The sequence below is a fragment of the Pseudomonas sp. TMW22080 genome (assembly GCF_022496745.1).
GTDB classification, from domain to species: domain Bacteria; phylum Pseudomonadota; class Gammaproteobacteria; order Pseudomonadales; family Pseudomonadaceae; genus Aquipseudomonas; species Aquipseudomonas bubulae.
On record NZ_SCFF01000007.1, the window covers coordinates 173,246 to 192,570 of the forward strand.

The window sequence follows — 19,325 nt, forward strand, 5'->3', positions numbered from 1 at the left end:
GGCAACCTGCAAGGGCTGTCAGCGTAATTGCGCCTCGGCGAGGGTCAGTGTGCGTGGGATATTGGCGGCGTTCCAGTGGGCAATGCCCCAATCCAGCACCTCACGCGGGGTTGCGTCGTTCAAGTGTTGCTCTGTTGTCTGACCCAGAGCACGCAAGGCCCGCAGCAGCAGCGGGGTGGCCTGCTCCGGGGTCAGGGGCGGTGAGCGGTAGGATTTGCCGAGTTTGTGGCCATCAGGCTGCACGATCAGTGGCACATGCAGATAGCGCGGTTGTGACAAACCCAGCAACTCTTGCAGGTAAAGTTGGCGCGGGGTGGAGTCGAGCAGGTCGGCGCCACGCACGATATCGGTCACACCCTGGGCGGCATCATCGAGCACCACCGCTAATTGGTAGGCATAGAGACCGTCGCGGCGACGAATCACGAAATCACCGACATCGCGCCCCAGGTGCTGGCGGAACTCGCCCTGAACCCGGTCGGTGAAGGCATATTCCAGCTCAGGGACGCGAATGCGGATGGCTGCGTTATCCATTGAGTGCCCGGCATTGCGGCAAAAGCCGGGGTAAATGCCGTTGTAACCTTCCAGCTGTTTGCGTGAACAGGTGCAGGCGTAGGCCAGGCCCATGCTGAACAGTCGGTTTAGCACGTGCGCATAGGCTTCGTGGCGCTCGCTTTGACGGACCAGTTCGCCGTCCCATTCAAAACCGTAGCGCTCAAGGGCATCGAGAATCGCGGCCTGGGCGCCGGGCATTTCCCGCGGCGGATCGAGATCTTCCATGCGCAGCAACCAGCGGCCACCTACGGAGCGGGCATCGAGGTATGACGCAAGGGCGGCGACCAACGAGCCAAAATGCAGATGGCCACTGGGCGTTGGGGCGAAGCGCCCGATATAGGAGGGTGCAGTCATGGACGTGGGCCGATTTCTTGTGGGAGCGGGTTTGCTCGCGATGGGGCAACCCGGTTTTGAACCTTTGGCGCGGTGATGCTATCGCGAGCAAGCCCGCTCCCACGCAGGGCACTGAAATTTCACAAACAAAAATGGGGCGTTCGCACGCCCCATCTGGTCAAGTTGGCGATTACTTGCCGACTTGTTTTTCCTTGATTTCAGCCAAGGTCTTGCAGTCTACGCACATGTCGGCAGTAGGGCGGGCCTCGAGTCGACGGATACCGATTTCGACGCCGCAGGATTCGCACCAGCCATATTCTTCGTCTTCAATCAGTTGCAGCGTCTTGTCGATTTTCTTGATCAGCTTGCGCTCGCGATCGCGGGCGCGCAGTTCCAGGCTGAATTCTTCTTCCTGGCTCGCGCGGTCGGATGGGTCAGGAAAGTTTGCCGCTTCGTCTTTCATATGATCAACGGTGCGGTCGACTTCCTGCATCAAGTCCTGTTTCCACTTTTGCAGAATCTTGGTGAAGTGTTTACGCATGGGCTCGCCCATGTACTCTTCACCCTTCTTTTCAACGTAGGGTTCGAAGCCGCTAAGTTGAGTATTCTGTTGCTTTGCTTGTGTGGGCATGAAATGGACCGCCTCTCATTCTTCTAATCCATTGCGCAGGATTGCAACATCACCGACACCTGCCGGCCCTGCGGCTGCAAGCGGGCGAACTTACCAGATCAAATCGGGCTGCGCTACTCCCGCATGTCCAGCCCGTTCTCAGGGTATGTGTGCAGAGCCTGTGGTGCTTGAGATTAGTGGCTAATTAATAATTTTAGTCGAGCTATGACTAAAGGCCGGGTTGTTTGGTTCTATCGGCAAGTGGGCTAAGACCGTAATTAGCTCTCTCTTATAGCACTGCTTGGGTAGAATCGGCTTTTTGCTTACCCAGGAAGGCAGGCTCATGGCTCAGTCATACAGTGCGCGCAGCCGCGCAATCGAACCGTTCCACGTGATGGCGTTGTTGGCGCGGGCCAATGAGTTGCAGGCTGCCGGGCACGATGTGATTCACCTGGAAATCGGCGAGCCGGACTTCACCACGGCCGAGCCGATCATTGCTGCCGGCCAGGCTGCCCTGGCCGCCGGCAAAACCCGTTATACCGCCGCCCGTGGCCTGCCGGAACTGCGTGAAGCGATCAGCGGGTTTTACCGGCAGCGCTATGGCTTGAATATCGACCCCGGGCGAATTCTTATAACGCCCGGTGGTTCTGGTGCCCTGTTACTGGCTTCCAGCCTGCTGGTTGATCCGGGTAAACATTGGTTGCTAGCAGACCCAGGCTACCCATGTAACCGACATTTCCTGCGTTTGGTAGAGGGGGCGGCCCAACTGGTGCCTGTAGGTCCCGATGTGCGCTATCAACTCACAGCCGAACTGGTCGAACGCCACTGGAACCAGGACAGCGTAGGCGCGTTGGTGGCGTCCCCGGCCAATCCGACCGGCACACTGTTGAGTCGTGACGAACTGGCAGCCCTGTCTGCAGCGGTCAAGGCCCGCAATGGGCATCTGGTGGTGGATGAGATCTATCACGGCCTGACCTATGGCTGTGATGCGGCGAGTGTGCTGGAAGTTGATGACAGCGCGTTTGTGCTTAATAGTTTTTCCAAGTATTTCGGCATGACCGGCTGGCGCCTGGGCTGGCTGGTGGCGCCGCCAGAGGCAGTGGCCGACCTGGAGAAACTCGCACAGAATCTCTATATCAGCGCGCCAAGCATGGCCCAGTACGCAGCATTGACCTGCTTCGAACCGCAGACCCTGGCGATTCTGGAAGAGCGTCGGGCCGAGTTTGGCCGTCGTCGCGATTTCCTGTTGCCGGCCTTGCGCGAGCTGGGCTTTGGCATTGCGGTTGAGCCTGAAGGTGCGTTTTACCTGTATGCCGACATCAGCGCGTTTGGCGGTGATGCCTTCGCGTTTTGTCAGCATTTTCTGGAAACCCAGCACATCGCCTTTACCCCAGGCCTGGATTTCGGCCGTTACAAATCCGGGCATCACGTACGCTTTGCCTATACCCAAAATTTGCCACGCCTGCAGGAAGCTGTTGAGCGGATTGCCCGTGGCCTCAAGAGCTGGAAGGGCTGATGCGTTTTTCACCTGAACTGGAAGAAGGGCGCCTGATCAAGCGCTATAAGCGCTTTTTGGCGGATATCGAAACCAGCGCTGGCGAGTTGATGACCATCCACTGCCCGAACACCGGTTCCATGCTCAATTGCATGGTCGAGGGTGGTCAGGTGTGGTTCAGTCGTTCCAACGACCCCAAGCGCAAGTTGCCGGGTACCTGGGAAATCAGCCAAACCCCGCAAGGACGGCTGGCGTGCGTGAACACCGGGCGCGCCAATCACTTGATCGAAGAGGCGCTGCTGGCCGGGGTGATTACCGAGCTGGAGGGTTTTACCGCGCTCAAGCGCGAGGTCCCTTACGGGCAGGAAAAAAGTCGCATCGACTTTCGCCTTGAGTACCCGCAGGGCTTTGCCTATGTTGAGGTCAAGAGTGTCACCCTGGGGTTTGACGGTTCCCGTGTCGCGGCATTTCCGGATGCCGTGACCCAGCGTGGCGCCAAGCATCTGCGCGAGCTGGCGACCCTGGCGAAGGAAGGCGTGCGTGCAGTGCAGTTGTATTGCGTCAACCTGACGGGGATCGATGCGGTGCGTCCGGCTGAAGAAATCGACCCGGGTTATGCCGCTGCCCTGCGCGAGGCTGTGGCGGCCGGGGTGCAGGTGCTGGCTTATGGGGTCAGCCTGACATCGGATGCTGTAGTGGTTGATCGCCGTCTAGACGTCATCCTCTGAGGCTTGCGGTGTAATCCAGATCCCTTGGCCGTCTTCACGGCAGTCAAGGGCTGTCAGAAATTGTCCCGCGCAGGGCCCGGCCACGCATTCCCCGCTTTCGATCAGGAACAATGCTGCGTGGGTTGAACACTGGATCAGGCTGGCGCTGGGGTCGAGAAACTGGTCGGGTTGCCATTCCAGTGCCACCCCGCGATGGGGGCAGCGGTTTTTGTAGGCATACACCCGGCCCTCCCGGCGAGTGATCAGCAGCCGCACTTCATCCAGCTCAAAGCCACGGCTGGTACCTTCGCTCAGTGCATGCGATGAGCATAAAAACTTCATGACAATCCTTAATAACAGCTAAACGGTTGAGTCGATGACGGGTTTCTGAGCGGGTTAACAGGTTGACGTGCAAATGCAAACAATTATCAAATGGCGGCTTGCTCTGCATGTGCTGTTTTCACAGCGTGAAAATTGTGAGCCCTCTTTATTCAAGGAAAGCCTCTGTATGCGCCTGAGTACCCGCCTGATTACGTTCTGTGCAGGCCTTATGATCAGTCATGTCAGCCTGGCTGGCGAGTTGCCACAACGTTGGGTCAGCGCCGGAGGAGCGCTTTCGGAGTGGGTCAGCGTATTGGGTGCGGAGTCTAAATTGGTTGGGGTCGATACCACCAGCCAGCATCCTGAATCACTCAAGTCGCTGCCCAGTATCGGCTATCAGCGCCAACTCTCGGCAGAAGGTGTCCTGAGCCTGAAGCCGGATGTGCTGATCGGCACTGAAGAAATGGGCCCGGCCGCGGTGTTGTTGCAGATTCGCGGTGCCGGTGTGCCGGTGGAGATGTTTTCGGCCCAGGCAGACCTAGCCAGCCTTGAGGGCACCTTGCAGCATTTGGGGCGCCTGCTGGGGGATGAGGCGCAGGCAGCGCAAGTGTTCAAGGACTACCAGCAGCAACTGGAAGAGCATCAACAGCAGGTCAAGGCCGCACAAGCCAGTCATCAGGCACCCGGGGTATTGCTACTGTTGGGCCATGCCGGTGGTAAACCGATGATTGCTGGCAAAGATACGGCGGCGGACTGGCTGCTGACGCAAGCGGGGGGACATAACCTGGCGACCCACAGCGGTTACAAGCCGTTTTCTGTGGAAGCGCTGGCGGGGCTCAACCCTGAAGTGCTGGTATTTGCCGATCGCAGCCTGACCGGTGAGGCGGCGCGCAAAGCGCTTATGAAAGAAAACCCGGTACTGGCATCTATACGCGCCGCTAAAAATGGCCGTGTCTATGAGCTGGACCCGACGCTGCTGGTGGGTGGCCTGGGGCCGCGTCTGCCGGAACGCCTGAAGCAACTGACGGCTGAGTTCTATCCCGCGGTTCCGGTCAGCCAATGAGGACGTTGGTTAAACCCCGGGCCCTGTTTACAGGTTTGAGCGCGTTGTGCCTGTTGTCGATCTGGCTGTCGCTGGCACTGGGGCCGGTGAGCCTGCCGTTGTTTGACACCTTGCGCGCGGCACTGCGCCTGATCGGGGTGCCGATTGCGGGTGAAGGCCTGGAGCAGGCCGAATTGATCCTGGGGCAGATCCGCTTGCCGCGAACCTTGTTGGGGCTGGCGGTGGGTGGCGTGCTGGCGCTCTCAGGTGTAGCCATGCAGGGGTTGTTTCGCAACCCGCTGGCCGATCCGGGGTTGGTCGGCGTATCCAGCGGCGCCGCCCTCGGGGCGGCGATCGCGATTGTCGGCGGGGCTGCTTTTGGCGGGTTGCCGGAAGTGATGGGCCCGTACCTGCTGTCGCTGTGTGCGTTTATCGGTGGTTTGGGGGTGACGGCGCTGGTGTATCGGTTGGGCCGGCGCAACGGTCAGACCAATGTGGCGGTGATGTTGCTTGCGGGCATTGCCCTGACAGCCTTGGCTGGTTCTGCTGTGGGTTTGTTTACCTATCTCGCCGATGACGCGACCTTGCGCACTCTGACATTCTGGAACCTGGGCAGTCTCAATGGCGCCAGCTATGCACGGCTGTGGCCACTGTTGATTGTGACGGTGGGGGTCGCACTGTGGCTGCCCCGGCGGGCGAATGCGCTCAATGCACTGCTGTTGGGGGAATCCGAAGCCAATCACCTGGGCATCGACGTTGAAGGCCTGAAGCGCGAACTGGTGTTCTGCACGGCCCTGGGGGTGGGGGCCGCTGTGGCAGCGGCAGGCATGATTGGCTTTATCGGGCTGGTGGTGCCGCATCTGGTGCGACTGCTGGCGGGGCCTGATCACCGGGTGCTGTTGCCTGCTTCGGTACTGGCGGGGGCCACCTTGTTGCTGTTTGCCGACTTGATCGCTCGCCTGGCGCTGGCGCCAGCCGAACTGCCCATCGGGATTGTTACTGCGTTTCTCGGTGCGCCTTTCTTCCTGTATTTGCTGATGCGAGGACGCCACTGATGCTGCGTACGGAAAACCTGCAGATCCGTCGCGATCAGAAAATCGTGCTGGCGGATGTCACCCTTGATGTACGCCCGGGGGAAGTGCTGGGTGTGCTCGGCCCCAATGGCGCGGGTAAAAGTACCCTGCTGGCGGCCTTGTGCGGGGAGCTGGCGCCGAATGGCGGGCAGGTCTGGCTGGATGAGCTGGCCTTGAGCCACTGGAAGGGCGCGCAGCGGGCACAACGCCTCGCTGTCCTGCCGCAAACCTCGACCCTGGATTTTGCCTTTCGCGTTGAAGAAGTGGTGGGCATGGGCCGACTGCCTCATCAGACGGGTCGCACTCGCGACGCCGAAATAATCCATGAGGCATTGCAGGCCGCCGATGTTGAGCATCTTGCGGGGCGCAGCTACCTGGCCTTATCGGGGGGCGAGCGTCAGCGTGTGCATCTGGCACGGGTACTGGCGCAATTATGGCCGGGGCAAAACGGGCAGACCCTGTTGCTTGATGAACCCACTTCAATGCTCGACCCCTTGCATCAGCACACCACGCTCAAGGCCATTCGGGCATTTGCTGATCGCGGTGCTGCGGTGTTGATCATCCTGCATGACCTTAACCTGGCGGCGCGTTACTGTGACCGCTTGCTCTTGCTGGAACAGGGGCGCCCACGGGCTCTGGATTGCCCGCAAGCGGTATTGCAGCCGGATGAGCTCAAGGCCGTGTTTGGGCTCGATGTTTTAGTGCAGCCGCACCCGGAGCTGGGTTGCCCGATGGTAATTGCTCGCTGAGCAGCCGCCCAAGCACTTTTCCACAGGCAAAAAAAGACCCGGCAAGAGCCGGGTCAAATAACCGTGATTAGCCTGATGAGGAGATTTTCTGAGAGTCCGAACCAAGGGCCTTTCAGAAGATCGACTGGTCTCGCGACCAGATGGCGTAATCATAACAATTCTCATTACCAAGTCAACAACTGTTTTTTACCGTTCATCGTGTTCGTTGCCAGCCTGCCGTATCAGGCCTTTTTCAGTGTGGCCAGATGCTCGACTTGCTGATTGAGGGCCTCTTTGCGTTCTGCAGGAATATCGTTCCAGTGAACATCCAGCAGGGCACCTTCGATAGCATATAAAAGTACTTTGGAGGCTCTGAACCCTCGTGCCTTCACCGCCCGGTAGGCATCCACTGCGCCCAGGCGCTTCAAGTCCGCGGCACTGTGAATGCCAACAGCGTGCAGCCATTGTGAAGAGGTCTTGCCAAGATTTTTCAAATGCTGGAGTTCATCGTTCATCAGCTCTCCTTGCGACGGCGTGAGCTCAGCGTTTACGGGGTATGTTGACTCTATTGAGTGTAGCGCTCAGTAGGAAATTCGTAGTCCGTTAGTCGGTTTTGGAACAAGGCGGAGTTGGAATTGAGCGAATGTGCTGTAGTAAGGCGCAAATCAGTTCCCTGGACCCAAGAGGGTAGAGCGCCCATGACCATTCAATCCACCTTGGCGACTGTGAAACGCCAGCGCCGAATCTGATGTCGTATTTGTGTTAACGGGCGATGTTACGCAGGTAAACGCCGTGAAACCGTTGCGGTTCCACGGCGAACATGGACCTTACAGGCCCGGCAAGCGCTGGCGAATGTCGGCAATCAGAGTGTCGAGGCTTTTGCTGTTGTGGGTTTCAACACGCTTGCTGCGCAGGATCTCATCAGCGCCCAGCGCTTCGCGGCTGGCTTGCTGAGCTTTGACTACTTCCAGGGTGGCGTCAGACGGGTCGGTACCCACGGACTTGCGATGGGCCAGCCAGCCTTCGATCACGGCGTCCGGGGCGGTGCAGTCAAGGATCAGGCAAGGAACACCTGTCGCTTCGGCCACTTTGGCGGCCGCATCGCGCTGCTCACGCTTGAGGTAGGTGGCATCGATCACCACCGGGAAGCCCGCACGCAGGACGATGCCGGCCAGTTCATGCAGTTTATTGTAGGTAGCTGCGCTGGCGTCGGCGTTGTAGATGCCATCGCCGACTGCGTTTTCTGCCGTCTGCTGACCGAACAGTTGCTTGCGGATGACGTCTGAGCGCAGGCGAATCGCCCCCAAAGCTTCAACCAGTCGCATGGCTACCGAGCTTTTACCTACAGCCGAAACACCGTGCGTAATGGTCAGAAAACGCGAAGGAATCGTGCTGTAGCTCTCTGCCAGGTTCGCGTAGTTGCGGTATTGACGCAGAGTGGCTGCGCGCTGCACCGGGCTGGCTTCGGCAGGCATGCTGAACAGGCTGACTTTGGCGCGAACCAGTGCGCGGTAGGCCTTGTAGAAGTTCAGCAGCTCCAGGCCCTGATAATCACCAGTCAGTTCCAGGTACTGGCTGACGAAACGGCGGGCCAGGCATTTCAGACCGCGGTCTTCGAGGTCCATCGCCAGGAAGGCGGTATCGGCGTAGACGTCGGTGAAGCGGAACGGTTCGTTGAACTCGATGCAGTCGAAAATCACTACTTTGCCGTCAATCATCGTGGCATTGCCCAGGTGAATGTCACCGTGGCATTCGCGAATGAAGCCTTGGGCCTTGCGCTGCTCGAACAGCGGCTTGAGGCGGGTGAAGCTGGCCTCTGCCCAGGCCTGGAGTGCTTCCAGTTGCAACAGGTCGGCTTTGTCCGAAAGGAACGGGCGAATTTGTTCGAAGTTCTGACGAACCGGGTCCATTACCGCCTCAGGCGTGCCCTGGTAGTGCACAGCAGGCACATGGGGTGCCTGCATGTGGAAGCGGGCGATCTGCTGGGCCATTTCGTCGACATGGCCGGCATTCAGTTCGCCATTGGCTTGCAGTGTGCTCAGCAGCTGGCTTTGCGGGAACTGGCGCATTTTCAACGCGTATTCAATGGCCGGGCCTTCACCGCCGAATGCTGGTACGTCGGCGCTGCCGGTGATCGGCAGCACGTCCAGGTACAGGCCTTCGGTCAGGCGCTGGTTGAGACGCAACTCTTCATTGCAAAAGTGTTCGCGGCCACTGAGTTCGGTGAAGTCAAGAAAGCCGAAGTTGACCGGTTTCTTCAATTTATAGGCATACGGCCCGGTAAGGATGACCCAGGAGATATGCGTCTCGATAACCTGAAATCCTTCGACTTCATGGGGATAGAGGTCCGGGTTTTGCAGGGCGGCAATCAGGTTCTGGCTCACGGTTGATCCTTCAAGGTCGGGAATATTCGATGCGCCATTATGGCGGCTGGCCGCGGGAGTGCAAACCGCCGGGCTGCGCATGATGAACATGAATAAAGTGCGTATAATCTCGCGCCATGACTCGTACCCGATCTCCTCGTTCCCGTTCCAAACGTCCCTCTGGTGGCCTCAGGCCCTGGCTGGGCTGGGCAATCAAGCTCAGTCTGGTCGGCCTGGTGGTGCTGGCAGGTTTTGCCGTCTATCTGGATGCCATCGTTCAGGAGAAATTCTCCGGAAAGCGCTGGACCATCCCGGCCAAGGTGTATGCGCGCCCGCTGGAGCTGTTCGTCGGCCAGAAGCTGAGCAAGAACGACTTCCTCACCGAGCTCGATGCGCTGGGCTATCGCCGTGAAAGCGTGGCCAACGGCCCGGGCGCGGCATCCGTCAATGGCAACACGGTTGACCTCAATACCCGTGGCTTTCAGTTTTATGAAGGTGCCGAGCAGGCGCAGCCGGTGCGGGTAAGATTTTCTGGCGACTATGTTGCCGAGCTTTCCTCGACCAATGGTTCCAAACTGCCGGTGGTGCGCCTTGAGCCGCTGCTGATTGGCGGCATGTACCCGAAAAACCTTGAAGACCGGATCCTGATCAATATCGATCAGGTACCGCCGTTTCTGCTGGAAACCCTGGTCACCGTCGAGGACAGGGACTTCTATCACCATTTCGGGGTGTCGCCCAAGTCGATTGCACGCGCCATGTGGGTCAATACCTCGGCCGGGCAAATGCGCCAGGGCGGCAGTACCTTGACCCAGCAACTGGTCAAGAACTTCTACCTGACCAACGAACGCAGCCTGAGCCGCAAGCTGACCGAAGCAATGATGGCGCTGCTGCTTGAGTTGCACTATGACAAGCGCGAAATCCTTGAGGCGTACCTCAACGAGGTGTTTGTCGGCCAGGACGGTCAACGCGCGGTGCACGGTTTCGGTCTGGCCAGCCAGTTCTTCTTCAGCCAGCCGCTGGCCGAGCTCAAGTTGCACCAGGTAGCACTGCTGGTCGGTATGGTTAAAGGGCCCTCGGCCTATAACCCGCGGCGTTACCCCGAGCGTGCGCTTGTACGACGTAATCTGGTGCTCGACCTGCTCGAGCAGCAAGGTGTTGCAACGCCCGAGCAAGTGGCTGCAGCGAAAAAAATGCCTTTGGGCGTGACCAAGCGCGGCAGTCTGGCAGACAGCTCGTTCCCGGGGTTCCTGGATCTGGTCAAGCGTCAGCTGCGTGAAGACTACCGCGACGAAGACTTGACCGAAGAAGGGCTGCGAATCTTCACCAGCTTCGACCCGATCCTGCAGATGAAGTCCGAAGCTGCGGTGGGCGAGACCTTCAAGCGTCTGGCCGGGCGCAAGGGCGCGGATGAAGTGGAAGCCGCCATGGTGGTGACCAACCCTGAAACCGGCGAAGTCCAGGCACTGATCGGCAGTCGTGCGCCAGGCTACGCAGGTTTCAACCGTGCACTGGATGCGGTGCGACCGATTGGCTCGCTGATCAAGCCTGCGGTCTATCTCACAGCACTTGAGCGGCCGAGCAAGTACACGCTGACCAGTTGGCTGTCGGATGAGCCATTGTCGATCAAAGGCGCTGATGGTCAGATCTGGAAGCCTCAGAACTATGACCGCCGCTCTCACGGTACGATTTTCCTCTATCAGTCCATGATGAACTCCTACAACCTCGGTACGGTAAGGCTGGGGCAGGAAGTCGGCGTGCCTAATGTACTCAAGACCCTGGCGCGACTGGGTGTGGAGCGCGAGTTTCCGGCATTCCCGTCCATGTTGCTGGGGGCTGGTGCCTTGAGCCCGATGGAAGTGGCGACCATGTACCAGACCTTGGCCAACGGCGGCTTCAATACGCCGATGCGCGGCATTCGCAGCGTGCTGACAGCCGAAGGCGAGCCGCTCAAACGTTACCCGTTCCAGATCCAGCAACGCTTTGATCCGGGCTCGATCTTTCTGATCCAGAGCGCCATGCAGCATGTGATGCGCGAAGGTACGGGGCGCTCGGTTTATAACGTGCTGCCCAAGAGTCTCGCGTTGGCGGGCAAGACCGGCACCAGTAACGATTCCCGTGACAGCTGGTTTGCCGGCTTTAGCCAGGACTTGCTGGCAGTGGTCTGGCTGGGGCGCGATGACAACGGCAAAACCCCGTTCACGGGGGCAACCGGTGCCTTGCAGGTGTGGACCAGCTTTATGAAGAAGGCTGACCCGCTGCCGCTCGACATGCCTCAGCCCGATAACATTGTGCAGGCCTGGATTGATCCGCATACCGGTCAAGGATCGGATGCCGGCTGCCCTGGCGCGGTACAGATGCCGTATATTCGCGGCAGTGAACCGCCAGCTGGTGCCAGTTGTGGTGGGCAAGAGCCCGCCACCGGTGAAGCCGTGATGGATTGGGTCAAGGGCTGGTTGAATTAAGCAAAGAGGGTATGACGTGAATAAGTTGTGGATTGCGGCTGTTTCAGCCCTGGCTTTGCTCAATGGTTGTGCCAGCGTGCCGCAGGGGTCCATCCCTGTGGTCGATTCTGGTGTTGCGGTGTCGAATAACGAGCGTGTTTCGGCCCAGCGTACGGCGGGGAATTATCCACAGGCCACTGCGCCGCGTGCCGCTCAGGCACGTACGATTACCGAGGACTCGGGGGTTGTGGTGATGATTCCGGGCGGCGCTGCCAGCGTGTCGACGCCGATCAGCACCCAGCCATTTACGCCGGGGCCGATCACCCCCGGCCCTGCCGCAGCCCCCATCAGCACGGGTAGCTACACACCGGGCGCGGCCTACAGTGCCCCGACGGCCATTACCCCCAGCGGCATTCCGTCGAACAGCGGCGGCCTGGCTGCCGACGAGCAACTGGATGGCCCGGTGCTGGCGCTGCTTACCACCGCTCAGCAACAACAGGCGAGCGGCGACTTGAACGGCGCTTCATCGAGCCTTGAACGTGCCCAGCGCGTGGCCCCTCGTGAGCCTCAGGTGCTTTATCGTCTGGCTCAGGTGCGTATGGCCCAGGGCGATGCCGCCCAGGCTGAGCAGTTTGCCCGCCGTGGTTTGACGTTCGCCAGCGGTCGTCCGGATTTGCAGGCGAGCTTGTGGGGTTTGATTGCCCAGGCCCGTGAGAAACAAGGTGATGCCGCTGGCGCTGCATTGGCCCGTCAAAAAGCCAAGGTGAGCCTCTGATGGTCATGGATGCACGCACATCTGAAGTTGCCGGGTTCCTGCTGCTTATCGAACACGAAATGCGCACCCAGGGCTTGTGGAGTGACAAGGTCCCGACCGAACACGACCTTTCCAGCCTGGAGCCGTTCAGTGTCGATCGCCTGGATTTTGAGCAATGGGTGCAGTGGATCTTCCTGCCGAAGATGAAAACCATCGTCGAACGGGGGCAGCCTCTGCCCAGTGTCTCGGGTATTTGGCATATGGCTGAGCATGTGTTTGCCCAGCGTCGTGGCAACTGGAAACCCTTGCTCAAGCATTTCCAAGACTTTGACCACCTGATCAGCCCTGCCTCCTAAGGTCATGGCTGCCAGTTTTTACTGGCAGCCATCCATTTTCTTGTTGGCTTCTGTCATTTTGCGCGTTTTTTTGTGCGTTCCTGTCGATTTATGCAAATAAATTGAATTGATGGCTTGACTTGGACAGGCCTAATGACAAGAATCGAACTCCCGCTGTAGAGGGGCTGCCAGAAGCAGGCTCTCTCAGCAGATCATGAGGCGCACACCCGCGCCGACCTGTTACACCCGCAACGCGTTACCTCGCGCTGGGTGGGAAACCCCCGCAATACTTGGGGAGTTCCCAATACTTGCTCAGTCAGTGCTGACGTAGTCGGCGACCACCGTCGCTCATGCTCTGCTGAAAAGTAAACCTATTAAGACCCGTTCGTATTTTTGTGGACGGTATTCTGGCGTTTTAGAGGTGAACAACGTGGAGCTTTTGTCTGGTGGTGAGATGCTCGTCCGCTTTTTGCGCGACGAAGGTGTCAAATATATCTACGGGTACCCAGGTGGTGCTCTCCTGCATGTCTACGACGCACTGTTCAAAGAGCCGGAAGTTACCCACATCCTGGTTCGTCATGAACAAGCTGCAACCCATATGGCTGACGGCTACGCCCGTGCCACCGGTAAAGCCGGTGTAGTACTGGTGACTTCCGGGCCGGGTGCTACCAACGCCATCACCGGTATTGCCACTGCCTACATGGACTCCATTCCGATGGTGATCATTTCGGGCCAGGTGCCTAGTACCATGGTCGGAACTGATGCCTTCCAGGAAACCGACATGATCGGTATCTCCCGGCCCATCGTGAAGCACAGCTTCATGATCAAGCATGCTTCGGAAATCCCGGAAGTCATGAAAAAGGCGTTCTACCTGGCGCAATCCGGCCGTCCTGGTCCGGTCGTGGTCGATATCCCGAAAGACATGACCAACCCGGCCGAAAAATTCGAATACGTTTTCCCGAAAAAAGCCAAGCTGCGCTCCTACAGCCCGGCCTTGCGTGGCCACTCCGGCCAGATCCGCAAGGCGGCAGAGATGCTGCTGGCGGCCAGGCGCCCTGTGCTTTACGCAGGCGGCGGGGTTATTTTGGGCGGTGGCTCGGAGCCACTGACCGAGCTGGCAAAAATGCTCAACGTGCCCGTGACCAATACGCTGATGGGTCTGGGTGCATACCCTGGCACCGACCGTCAGTTTATCGGCATGCTTGGCATGCATGGCAGCTTCACGGCCAACATGGCGATGCACAACGCAGACGTGATCCTTGCGGTAGGTGCGCGCTTCGATGACCGGGTCATCAACGGCCCGTCCAAGTTCTGCCCGAATGCCAAGATCATCCATATCGATATCGACCCGGCGTCCATCTCCAAAACCATCAAGGCGGACGTGCCGATCGTAGGCCCTGTTGAGAGCGTGCTGACCGAAATGGTCGCCATCCTCAAGGACATCGGCGACAAGCCAAACCCGGAAGCGGTTGCCAACTGGTGGAAGCAAATCGACGAGTGGCGCGGAGACGGTGACCTGTTCCCTTACAACAAGGGTGACGGCAGCCAGATCAAGCCTCAGGCTGTTATCGAGATGCTCTGCGAAGTGACCAAGGGCGATGCCTATGTAACGTCCGATGTGGGGCAGCACCAGATGTTCGCGGCCCAGTACTACCGCTTCAATAAGCCCAACCGCTGGATCAACTCCGGAGGCCTGGGCACCATGGGCTTCGGTTTCCCGGCTGCGATGGGGGTAAAACTGAGCTTCCCTGATGCTGACGTTGCCTGCGTGACAGGCGAGGGCAGTATTCAGATGAACATTCAGGAATTGTCCACCTGTCTGCAGTACGGCTTGCCCGTCAAAATCGTCAGCCTCAACAACGGAGTGCTGGGGATGGTGCGTCAGTGGCAGGACATGAACTACGGCAGTCGTCACTCCCATTCGTATATGGAATCGCTGCCTGATTTCGTCAAGCTGGCTGAAGCTTACGGGCATGTAGGTATCCGGATCACCGATCTGAAAGACCTCAAGCCGAAAATGGAAGAAGCCTTTGCCATGAAGGATCGCCTGGTGTTCCTGGATATTCAGGTTGATACCAGTGAGCACGTTTATCCGATGCAGATCAAAGATGGCTCCATGCGCGACATGTGGCTGAGCAAGACGGAGCGTACTTAATCATGCGGCACATTATTTCCTTGCTTCTTGAAAACGAACCGGGCGCATTGTCTCGCGTTGTCGGGCTTTTTTCGCAACGCAACTACAACATCGAAAGCCTGACCGTGGCACCAACAGAAGACCCGACCCTGTCGCGTCTGACCCTGACCACGGTGGGGCATGATGAAGTGATCGAGCAGATCACCAAAAACCTGAACAAGCTGATCGAAGTGGTCAAGCTGGTGGATCTGTCGGAAAGCGCTCACATCGAGCGCGAACTGATGTTGGTCAAGGTCAAGGCAACGGGTGCACAGCGCGCAGAAATCAAACGCACCACGGATATTTTCCGTGGGCAGATCGTTGATGTCAGCGCCAGTGTGTATACCGTGCAGTTGACAGGCACCAGTGAGAAGCTCGACAGTTTCATTCAGTCGATTGGAACCGCCTCGATCCTGGAAACAGTTCGCAGTGGCGTCACCGGGATTGCCCGTGGCGACAAAGTACTCAGCATCTAAAACTAACAAGTGCTAATTGGCCTGAATGGCCTGGATATAAGGGAAAATCATGAAAGTTTATTACGACAAAGACTGCGACCTTTCGATCATCCAGGGCAAAAAAGTAGCCATCATCGGTTACGGCTCCCAGGGTCACGCTCAAGCCTGCAACCTGAAAGATTCCGGCGTTGACGTTACCGTTGGCCTGCGCAAGGGTTCGGCCACTGTCGCCAAGGCTGAAGCTCATGGCCTGAAAGTAACTGACGTTGCCAGCGCTGTTGCCGCTGCGGACCTGGTCATGATTCTGACCCCGGACGAGTTCCAGTCCGCGCTGTACAAAAATGAAATCGAACCGAACATCAAGAAGGGCGCCACCCTGGCCTTCTCCCACGGTTTCGCGATTCACTACAACCAGGTTGTGCCGCGTGCCGACCTCGACGTGATCATGATCGCGCCAAAAGCGCCAGGTCACACCGTTCGTTCCGAGTTCGTACGTGGCGGTGGTATCCCTGACCTGATCGCTATCTACCAGGATGCGTCGGGCAACGCCAAGAACCTGGCCCTGTCTTATGCTTCGGGCGTAGGCGGCGGTCGTACCGGCATCATCGAAACCACGTTCAAGGACGAAACCGAAACCGACCTGTTCGGCGAGCAGGCAGTTCTGTGTGGCGGTACTGTTGAACTGGTTAAGGCTGGCTTTGAAACTCTGGTTGAAGCCGGTTACGCGCCAGAAATGGCTTACTTCGAGTGCCTGCACGAATTGAAGTTGATCGTTGACCTCATGTACGAAGGCGGTATCGCCAACATGAACTACTCGATCTCCAACAACGCCGAATACGGCGAGTACGTGACTGGCCCTGAGGTCATCAACGCTGAATCCCGTCAGGCAATGCGTAACGCTCTGAAACGCATCCAGGACGGTGAATACGCGAAAATGTTCATCAGCGAGGGTGCTACCGGCTACCCTTCGATGACTGCCAAGCGTCGCAACAACGCCGCTCACGGTATCGAAGTCATTGGCGGGCAACTGCGCTCGATGATGCCTTGGATCGGCGCGAACAAAATCGTTGACCAGGCAAAGAACTAAGTTCCCAGCCTGTAGAGAAAACGCGGCCTAGGCCGCGTTTTTTCGTTTAAGCGGCGGCTTCTGGTATAAAGCAGGATCGTTTGCGGGTGCGTGTTGGCCCCCAAGCTTCTACCGAAACTTTCCATATCGTTGCAAGGTAATGTCCATGAGCGAACGTCCCGAAGAGCCAAAAGCGGCTTCAGACGCCGATAGCCTGCTGCCTATCGATGAGCATGTCGAAGAAGGGCATGACGCCGAAGGCCGAAAAGTCCGGCATCGTGGTATCTATCTGCTGCCGAACCTTTTCACCACTGCGAACCTGTTCGCCGGTTTTTACTCCATCATCAGTTCCATGAGTGCGCAAAGTGCCATGAGTGCGGGTGATACTGCTGGGGCCAGCAAATACTTTGCCTTTGCAGCCATCGCCATTTTTGTCGCCATGGTGCTCGACGGTCTTGATGGCCGCGTAGCCCGCATGACCAATACCGAAAGTGCCTTTGGTGCCGAGTACGATTCCTTGTCGGACATGGTTGCCTTTGGTGTTGCCCCTGCGTTGCTGGCTTTTGGCTGGGCACTGGGGGACATGGGCAAGGTCGGCTGGATGGTTGCCTTCATCTATGTTGCGGGCGCGGCGTTGCGTCTGGCGCGTTTCAATACCCAGGTAGGTACAGCGGACAAACGCTACTTTATCGGCCTGGCCAGCCCGGCGGCGGCTGGTGTGGTGGCGGGTATCGTATGGGCATTCAGTGATTACGGTATTCAGGGTTCGAAAATGTCGTTCCTGGTTGCCTTGCTCGTAGCGGCAGCCGGCATGCTGATGGTCAGCAATATCAAGTACAACAGCTTCAAGGAACTGGACTTGAAAGGGCGTGTTCCTTTTGTGGCGATTCTGGCTGTGGTACTGGTCTTCGCGGTTGTGTTCAGCGATCCGCCGCGCATTCTGTTGCTGGCCTTCCTGGCATATGCGGCATCGGGGCCGATCCAGTACTTGCTGCGTTTGCGTCGTAACAAAAACGCCGAGTGATGTAATTTCTCCCATACTCCGTAGTCTATTGGTGCATCAGCCCTCCAATACTGCGGAGTTGTCATGCTCATCAAGCTGCCTAAAGCGTCCGACTGCAAAGAGTCGGACGTTACGCCTGAATCCTTCTATTTATCCCGTCGTGCATTGTTGGGCAGTTCGCTTGCCGGATTGGCTGTGGGCGCGCTTCCACGTTTGGCCAGTGCCGAAGATGCGGTGCGCTATGCAGATGTTGAACCGGGCAAGGCTCCAGCCTGGTTTGCCGACAAGCTAGCGCAAACCAAATGGCAGGCCGTCACGGTGAAGGGGGAGGCGATCACACCTTTCAAGGATGCGACCCACTACAACAACTTCTATGAGTTCGGCACTGACAAGGGGGATCCGGCGCAAAATGCTGGTGCCTTGAAAACCGAGCCCTGGACTGTGGTAGTCGACGGGGAGGTGGGCAAACCGGGTCGTTACGCGCTGGAAGACTTCATGAAGCCTTATCAGTTGGAGGAGCGGATTTATCGTCTGCGTTGTGTAGAGGCCTGGTCGATGGTGATCCCGTGGATGGGATTTCCCATTTCGGCATTGCTCAAGCAGGTGGAGCCAACCTCCAAAGCCAGGTACATCCGTTTTGAAACATTGCAGGATCCTAAGGTCATGCCGGGGCAGCGTTCGGGTTTTGCATTGATTGACTGGCCGTATGTAGAAGGGTTACGGCTGGATGAGGCGATGAATCCGTTGGCGATTTTGGCGGTGGGCATGTATGGCCGCGAATTGCCCAATCAAAATGGCGCGCCGCTACGGTTGGTGGTGCCCTGGAAGTATGGTTTCAAAAGCGTGAAATCCATCGTGCGTATCAGTCTGGTCGAGGATCAGCCAAAAACCACCTGGCAAAGCATTGCTGCGGATGAGTACGGCTTCTATGCCAACGTGAATCCGCAAGTTGATCATCCGCGTTGGACACAGGCGCGTGAGCGACGCTTGCCGAGCGGTCTGTTCAGTCCCAATGTGCGCGATACGCAGATGTTCAACGGTTACGCCGATGAGGTTGCTTCTTTATATACAGGCCTGGATCTGCGGAAGAACTACTGATGAAGCATCTACCTTGGCGCCTTGGCGTCTTTATCGTGGTGGCCATCTGGCCTTTGTATTGGTTGTACGAGGCCTGGATCTTTGCCTTGGGGCCAGACCCGGGAAAGGTGTTGGTCGATCGTCTGGGGCTGGGAACGTTGATACTGCTGTTGGTGACGTTGAGCATGACGCCGATGCATAGACTGACGGGCTGGTCGGGCTGGGTCACGGTGCGTCGACAGCTCGGCTTGTGGTGTTTTGCCTATGTGGTGCTGCATCTGTGTGCCTACCTGACTTTCGTGCTGGGGTTTGACTGGTCGCAGTTGGGTGTTGAGCTAAGCAAGCGTCCCTACATTATTGTCGGCAGCCTGGGGTTCTTGTGTTTACTGGCGTTGGCGGTGACGTCGAATCGCTACAGTCAGCGACGCTTGGGCACGCGCTGGAAGAAGCTCCATCGTCTGGTGTATGTGGTAGTGGGCTTGGGGTTGCTGCATATGCTCTGGATAGTGCGGGCGGACCTCAAGGAATGGTCGATTTATGCCTGTATAGGTGTAGGTCTGCTGGCACTGCGCATACCGATGGTGAAGAGCCGGATTCCGCGTCTATATAAGAAGAAATCAGCTTCTGCGATTTAAGTTCAAATTAGTGCTTGACCCTAGATTCAAACGGCCTATAATTCGCCCCACTTCCGGCGCAGTCGAAACGGAAAACTCCTTGAGTTTCAATGAGTTGGACGGTTTTCGGCGGTGTCAGCTTCAAGTCATCGAAGCAGGAAATGAGGTGTTGACAGCAGCGTG

19 protein-coding genes are annotated in these 19,325 nt (G+C 57.9%); 14 read left to right on the forward strand and 5 right to left on the reverse strand.

Annotated features, from left to right (window positions below; genetic code table 11):
- Positions 1-18 precede the first annotated feature (18 nt).
- Both gluQRS and dksA read right to left on the reverse strand, forming a co-directional pair.
- Positions 19-906 carry a tRNA glutamyl-Q(34) synthetase GluQRS gene (gene gluQRS, locus EQV96_RS22665; protein WP_095018774.1) on the reverse strand — a complete coding sequence of 296 codons (888 nt, stop codon included), beginning with the start codon at positions 904-906 and terminating at the stop codon, positions 19-21.
- A 169-nt stretch (positions 907-1,075) separates the two neighbouring features.
- Positions 1,076-1,516, reverse strand: a complete 441-nt coding sequence (gene dksA, locus EQV96_RS22670; RefSeq protein WP_016783419.1) for an RNA polymerase-binding protein DksA — start codon at positions 1,514-1,516, stop codon at positions 1,076-1,078.
- Between the two features lie 322 nt (positions 1,517-1,838).
- Here dksA and EQV96_RS22675 point away from each other — a divergent pair, with 322 nt between their 5' ends.
- Both EQV96_RS22675 and sfsA read left to right on the forward strand, forming a co-directional pair.
- Positions 1,839-3,011, forward strand: a complete 1,173-nt coding sequence (locus EQV96_RS22675) for a pyridoxal phosphate-dependent aminotransferase (protein WP_240882438.1) — start codon at positions 1,839-1,841, stop codon at positions 3,009-3,011.
- Complete coding sequence (gene sfsA, locus EQV96_RS22680; protein ID WP_095002571.1) at positions 3,011-3,718, forward strand: DNA/RNA nuclease SfsA; 708 nt, start codon at positions 3,011-3,013, stop codon at positions 3,716-3,718. The genes EQV96_RS22675 and sfsA overlap by 1 nt, the downstream gene beginning before the upstream one ends.
- On the opposite strand, the gene EQV96_RS22685 is transcribed toward sfsA, so the two are convergent.
- On the reverse strand, positions 3,701-4,039 hold the full coding sequence (locus tag EQV96_RS22685) for a Rieske (2Fe-2S) protein (RefSeq protein ID WP_240882439.1): 339 nt from the start codon (positions 4,037-4,039) through the stop codon (positions 3,701-3,703). The genes sfsA and EQV96_RS22685 overlap by 18 nt on opposite strands.
- 166 nt (positions 4,040-4,205) lie before the next feature.
- Between EQV96_RS22685 and EQV96_RS22690 the strand changes: the two genes are divergently transcribed.
- The 3 genes from EQV96_RS22690 to EQV96_RS22700 are packed head-to-tail and all read left to right on the forward strand — an operon-like array spanning position 4,206 to position 6,882.
- The gene (locus tag EQV96_RS22690) at positions 4,206-5,081 is read left to right on the forward strand and encodes an ABC transporter substrate-binding protein (protein ID WP_095002573.1); all 876 of its coding nucleotides are present in this window, start codon (positions 4,206-4,208) and stop codon (positions 5,079-5,081) included.
- Between the two features lie 50 nt (positions 5,082-5,131).
- Positions 5,132-6,115, forward strand: a complete 984-nt coding sequence (locus EQV96_RS22695; protein WP_169917069.1) for an iron ABC transporter permease — start codon at positions 5,132-5,134, stop codon at positions 6,113-6,115.
- Positions 6,115-6,882, forward strand: coding sequence for a heme ABC transporter ATP-binding protein (locus EQV96_RS22700; protein ID WP_240882440.1), 768 nt, complete (start codon positions 6,115-6,117; stop codon positions 6,880-6,882). The genes EQV96_RS22695 and EQV96_RS22700 overlap by 1 nt, the downstream gene beginning before the upstream one ends.
- Before the next feature lie 221 nt (positions 6,883-7,103).
- Here the strand turns inward: EQV96_RS22700 and EQV96_RS22705 are convergent, their stop codons facing one another.
- Together EQV96_RS22705 and EQV96_RS22710 are read right to left on the reverse strand one after the other, a co-directional pair.
- Positions 7,104-7,376, reverse strand: a complete 273-nt coding sequence (locus EQV96_RS22705; protein WP_095002576.1) for a TfoX/Sxy family protein — start codon at positions 7,374-7,376, stop codon at positions 7,104-7,106.
- Positions 7,377-7,688: 312 nt separating this feature from the next.
- Positions 7,689-9,245, reverse strand: a complete 1,557-nt coding sequence (locus EQV96_RS22710) for an AAA family ATPase (protein ID WP_240882441.1) — start codon at positions 9,243-9,245, stop codon at positions 7,689-7,691.
- Positions 9,246-9,361: 116 nt separating this feature from the next.
- On the opposite strand from EQV96_RS22710, the gene mrcB reads away from it, so the two are divergent.
- From mrcB to msrQ, 9 genes are all read left to right on the forward strand, one after another.
- The gene (gene mrcB / locus EQV96_RS22715; protein WP_095025617.1) at positions 9,362-11,686 is read left to right on the forward strand and encodes a penicillin-binding protein 1B; all 2,325 of its coding nucleotides are present in this window, start codon (positions 9,362-9,364) and stop codon (positions 11,684-11,686) included.
- A gap of 16 nt (positions 11,687-11,702) precedes the next feature.
- Positions 11,703-12,440, forward strand: coding sequence for a tetratricopeptide repeat protein (locus EQV96_RS22720; protein ID WP_095002579.1), 738 nt, complete (start codon positions 11,703-11,705; stop codon positions 12,438-12,440).
- A 5-nt stretch (positions 12,441-12,445) separates the two neighbouring features.
- Positions 12,446-12,775 (forward strand): YqcC family protein, encoded by a 330-nt coding sequence (locus tag EQV96_RS22725; protein WP_095002592.1) that lies wholly within the window; start codon positions 12,446-12,448, stop codon positions 12,773-12,775.
- A gap of 409 nt (positions 12,776-13,184) precedes the next feature.
- Entirely contained in the window at positions 13,185-14,909 is a 1,725-nt protein-coding gene (locus tag EQV96_RS22730; RefSeq protein WP_095020695.1) for an acetolactate synthase 3 large subunit, read from the forward strand.
- Positions 14,910-14,911: 2 nt separating this feature from the next.
- Positions 14,912-15,403 carry an acetolactate synthase small subunit gene (gene ilvN / locus EQV96_RS22735; protein WP_016783407.1) on the forward strand — a complete coding sequence of 164 codons (492 nt, stop codon included), beginning with the start codon at positions 14,912-14,914 and terminating at the stop codon, positions 15,401-15,403.
- Between the two features lie 49 nt (positions 15,404-15,452).
- The gene (gene ilvC, locus EQV96_RS22740) at positions 15,453-16,469 is read left to right on the forward strand and encodes a ketol-acid reductoisomerase (RefSeq protein WP_095002580.1); all 1,017 of its coding nucleotides are present in this window, start codon (positions 15,453-15,455) and stop codon (positions 16,467-16,469) included.
- A 145-nt stretch (positions 16,470-16,614) separates the two neighbouring features.
- Positions 16,615-17,472 (forward strand): CDP-diacylglycerol--serine O-phosphatidyltransferase, encoded by an 858-nt coding sequence (gene pssA, locus EQV96_RS22745; protein ID WP_095002581.1) that lies wholly within the window; start codon positions 16,615-16,617, stop codon positions 17,470-17,472.
- Positions 17,473-17,535: 63 nt separating this feature from the next.
- On the forward strand, positions 17,536-18,549 hold the full coding sequence (msrP, locus tag EQV96_RS22750; RefSeq protein ID WP_095002582.1) for a protein-methionine-sulfoxide reductase catalytic subunit MsrP: 1,014 nt from the start codon (positions 17,536-17,538) through the stop codon (positions 18,547-18,549).
- The gene (msrQ, locus tag EQV96_RS22755) at positions 18,549-19,163 is read left to right on the forward strand and encodes a protein-methionine-sulfoxide reductase heme-binding subunit MsrQ (protein WP_095018779.1); all 615 of its coding nucleotides are present in this window, start codon (positions 18,549-18,551) and stop codon (positions 19,161-19,163) included. The genes msrP and msrQ overlap by 1 nt, the downstream gene beginning before the upstream one ends.
- Positions 19,164-19,325: the final 162 nt, after the last annotated feature.

Coding starts and splice junctions, on each gene's coding strand:
- gluQRS (WP_095018774.1), bottom strand. CDS start 906: ATGACTGCACCCTCCTATATCGGGCGCTTCGCCCCAACGCCCAGTGGC.
- dksA (WP_016783419.1), bottom strand. CDS start 1,516: ATGCCCACACAAGCAAAGCAACAGAATACTCAACTTAGCGGCTTCGAA.
- EQV96_RS22675 (WP_240882438.1), top strand. CDS start 1,839: ATGGCTCAGTCATACAGTGCGCGCAGCCGCGCAATCGAACCGTTCCAC.
- sfsA (WP_095002571.1), top strand. CDS start 3,011: ATGCGTTTTTCACCTGAACTGGAAGAAGGGCGCCTGATCAAGCGCTAT.
- EQV96_RS22685 (WP_240882439.1), bottom strand. CDS start 4,039: ATGAAGTTTTTATGCTCATCGCATGCACTGAGCGAAGGTACCAGCCGT.
- EQV96_RS22690 (WP_095002573.1), top strand. CDS start 4,206: ATGCGCCTGAGTACCCGCCTGATTACGTTCTGTGCAGGCCTTATGATC.
- EQV96_RS22700 (WP_240882440.1), top strand. CDS start 6,115: ATGCTGCGTACGGAAAACCTGCAGATCCGTCGCGATCAGAAAATCGTG.
- EQV96_RS22705 (WP_095002576.1), bottom strand. CDS start 7,376: ATGAACGATGAACTCCAGCATTTGAAAAATCTTGGCAAGACCTCTTCA.
- mrcB (WP_095025617.1), top strand. CDS start 9,362: ATGACTCGTACCCGATCTCCTCGTTCCCGTTCCAAACGTCCCTCTGGT.
- EQV96_RS22725 (WP_095002592.1), top strand. CDS start 12,446: ATGGATGCACGCACATCTGAAGTTGCCGGGTTCCTGCTGCTTATCGAA.
- ilvN (WP_016783407.1), top strand. CDS start 14,912: ATGCGGCACATTATTTCCTTGCTTCTTGAAAACGAACCGGGCGCATTG.
- ilvC (WP_095002580.1), top strand. CDS start 15,453: ATGAAAGTTTATTACGACAAAGACTGCGACCTTTCGATCATCCAGGGC.
- pssA (WP_095002581.1), top strand. CDS start 16,615: ATGAGCGAACGTCCCGAAGAGCCAAAAGCGGCTTCAGACGCCGATAGC.
- msrP (WP_095002582.1), top strand. CDS start 17,536: ATGCTCATCAAGCTGCCTAAAGCGTCCGACTGCAAAGAGTCGGACGTT.
- msrQ (WP_095018779.1), top strand. CDS start 18,549: ATGAAGCATCTACCTTGGCGCCTTGGCGTCTTTATCGTGGTGGCCATC.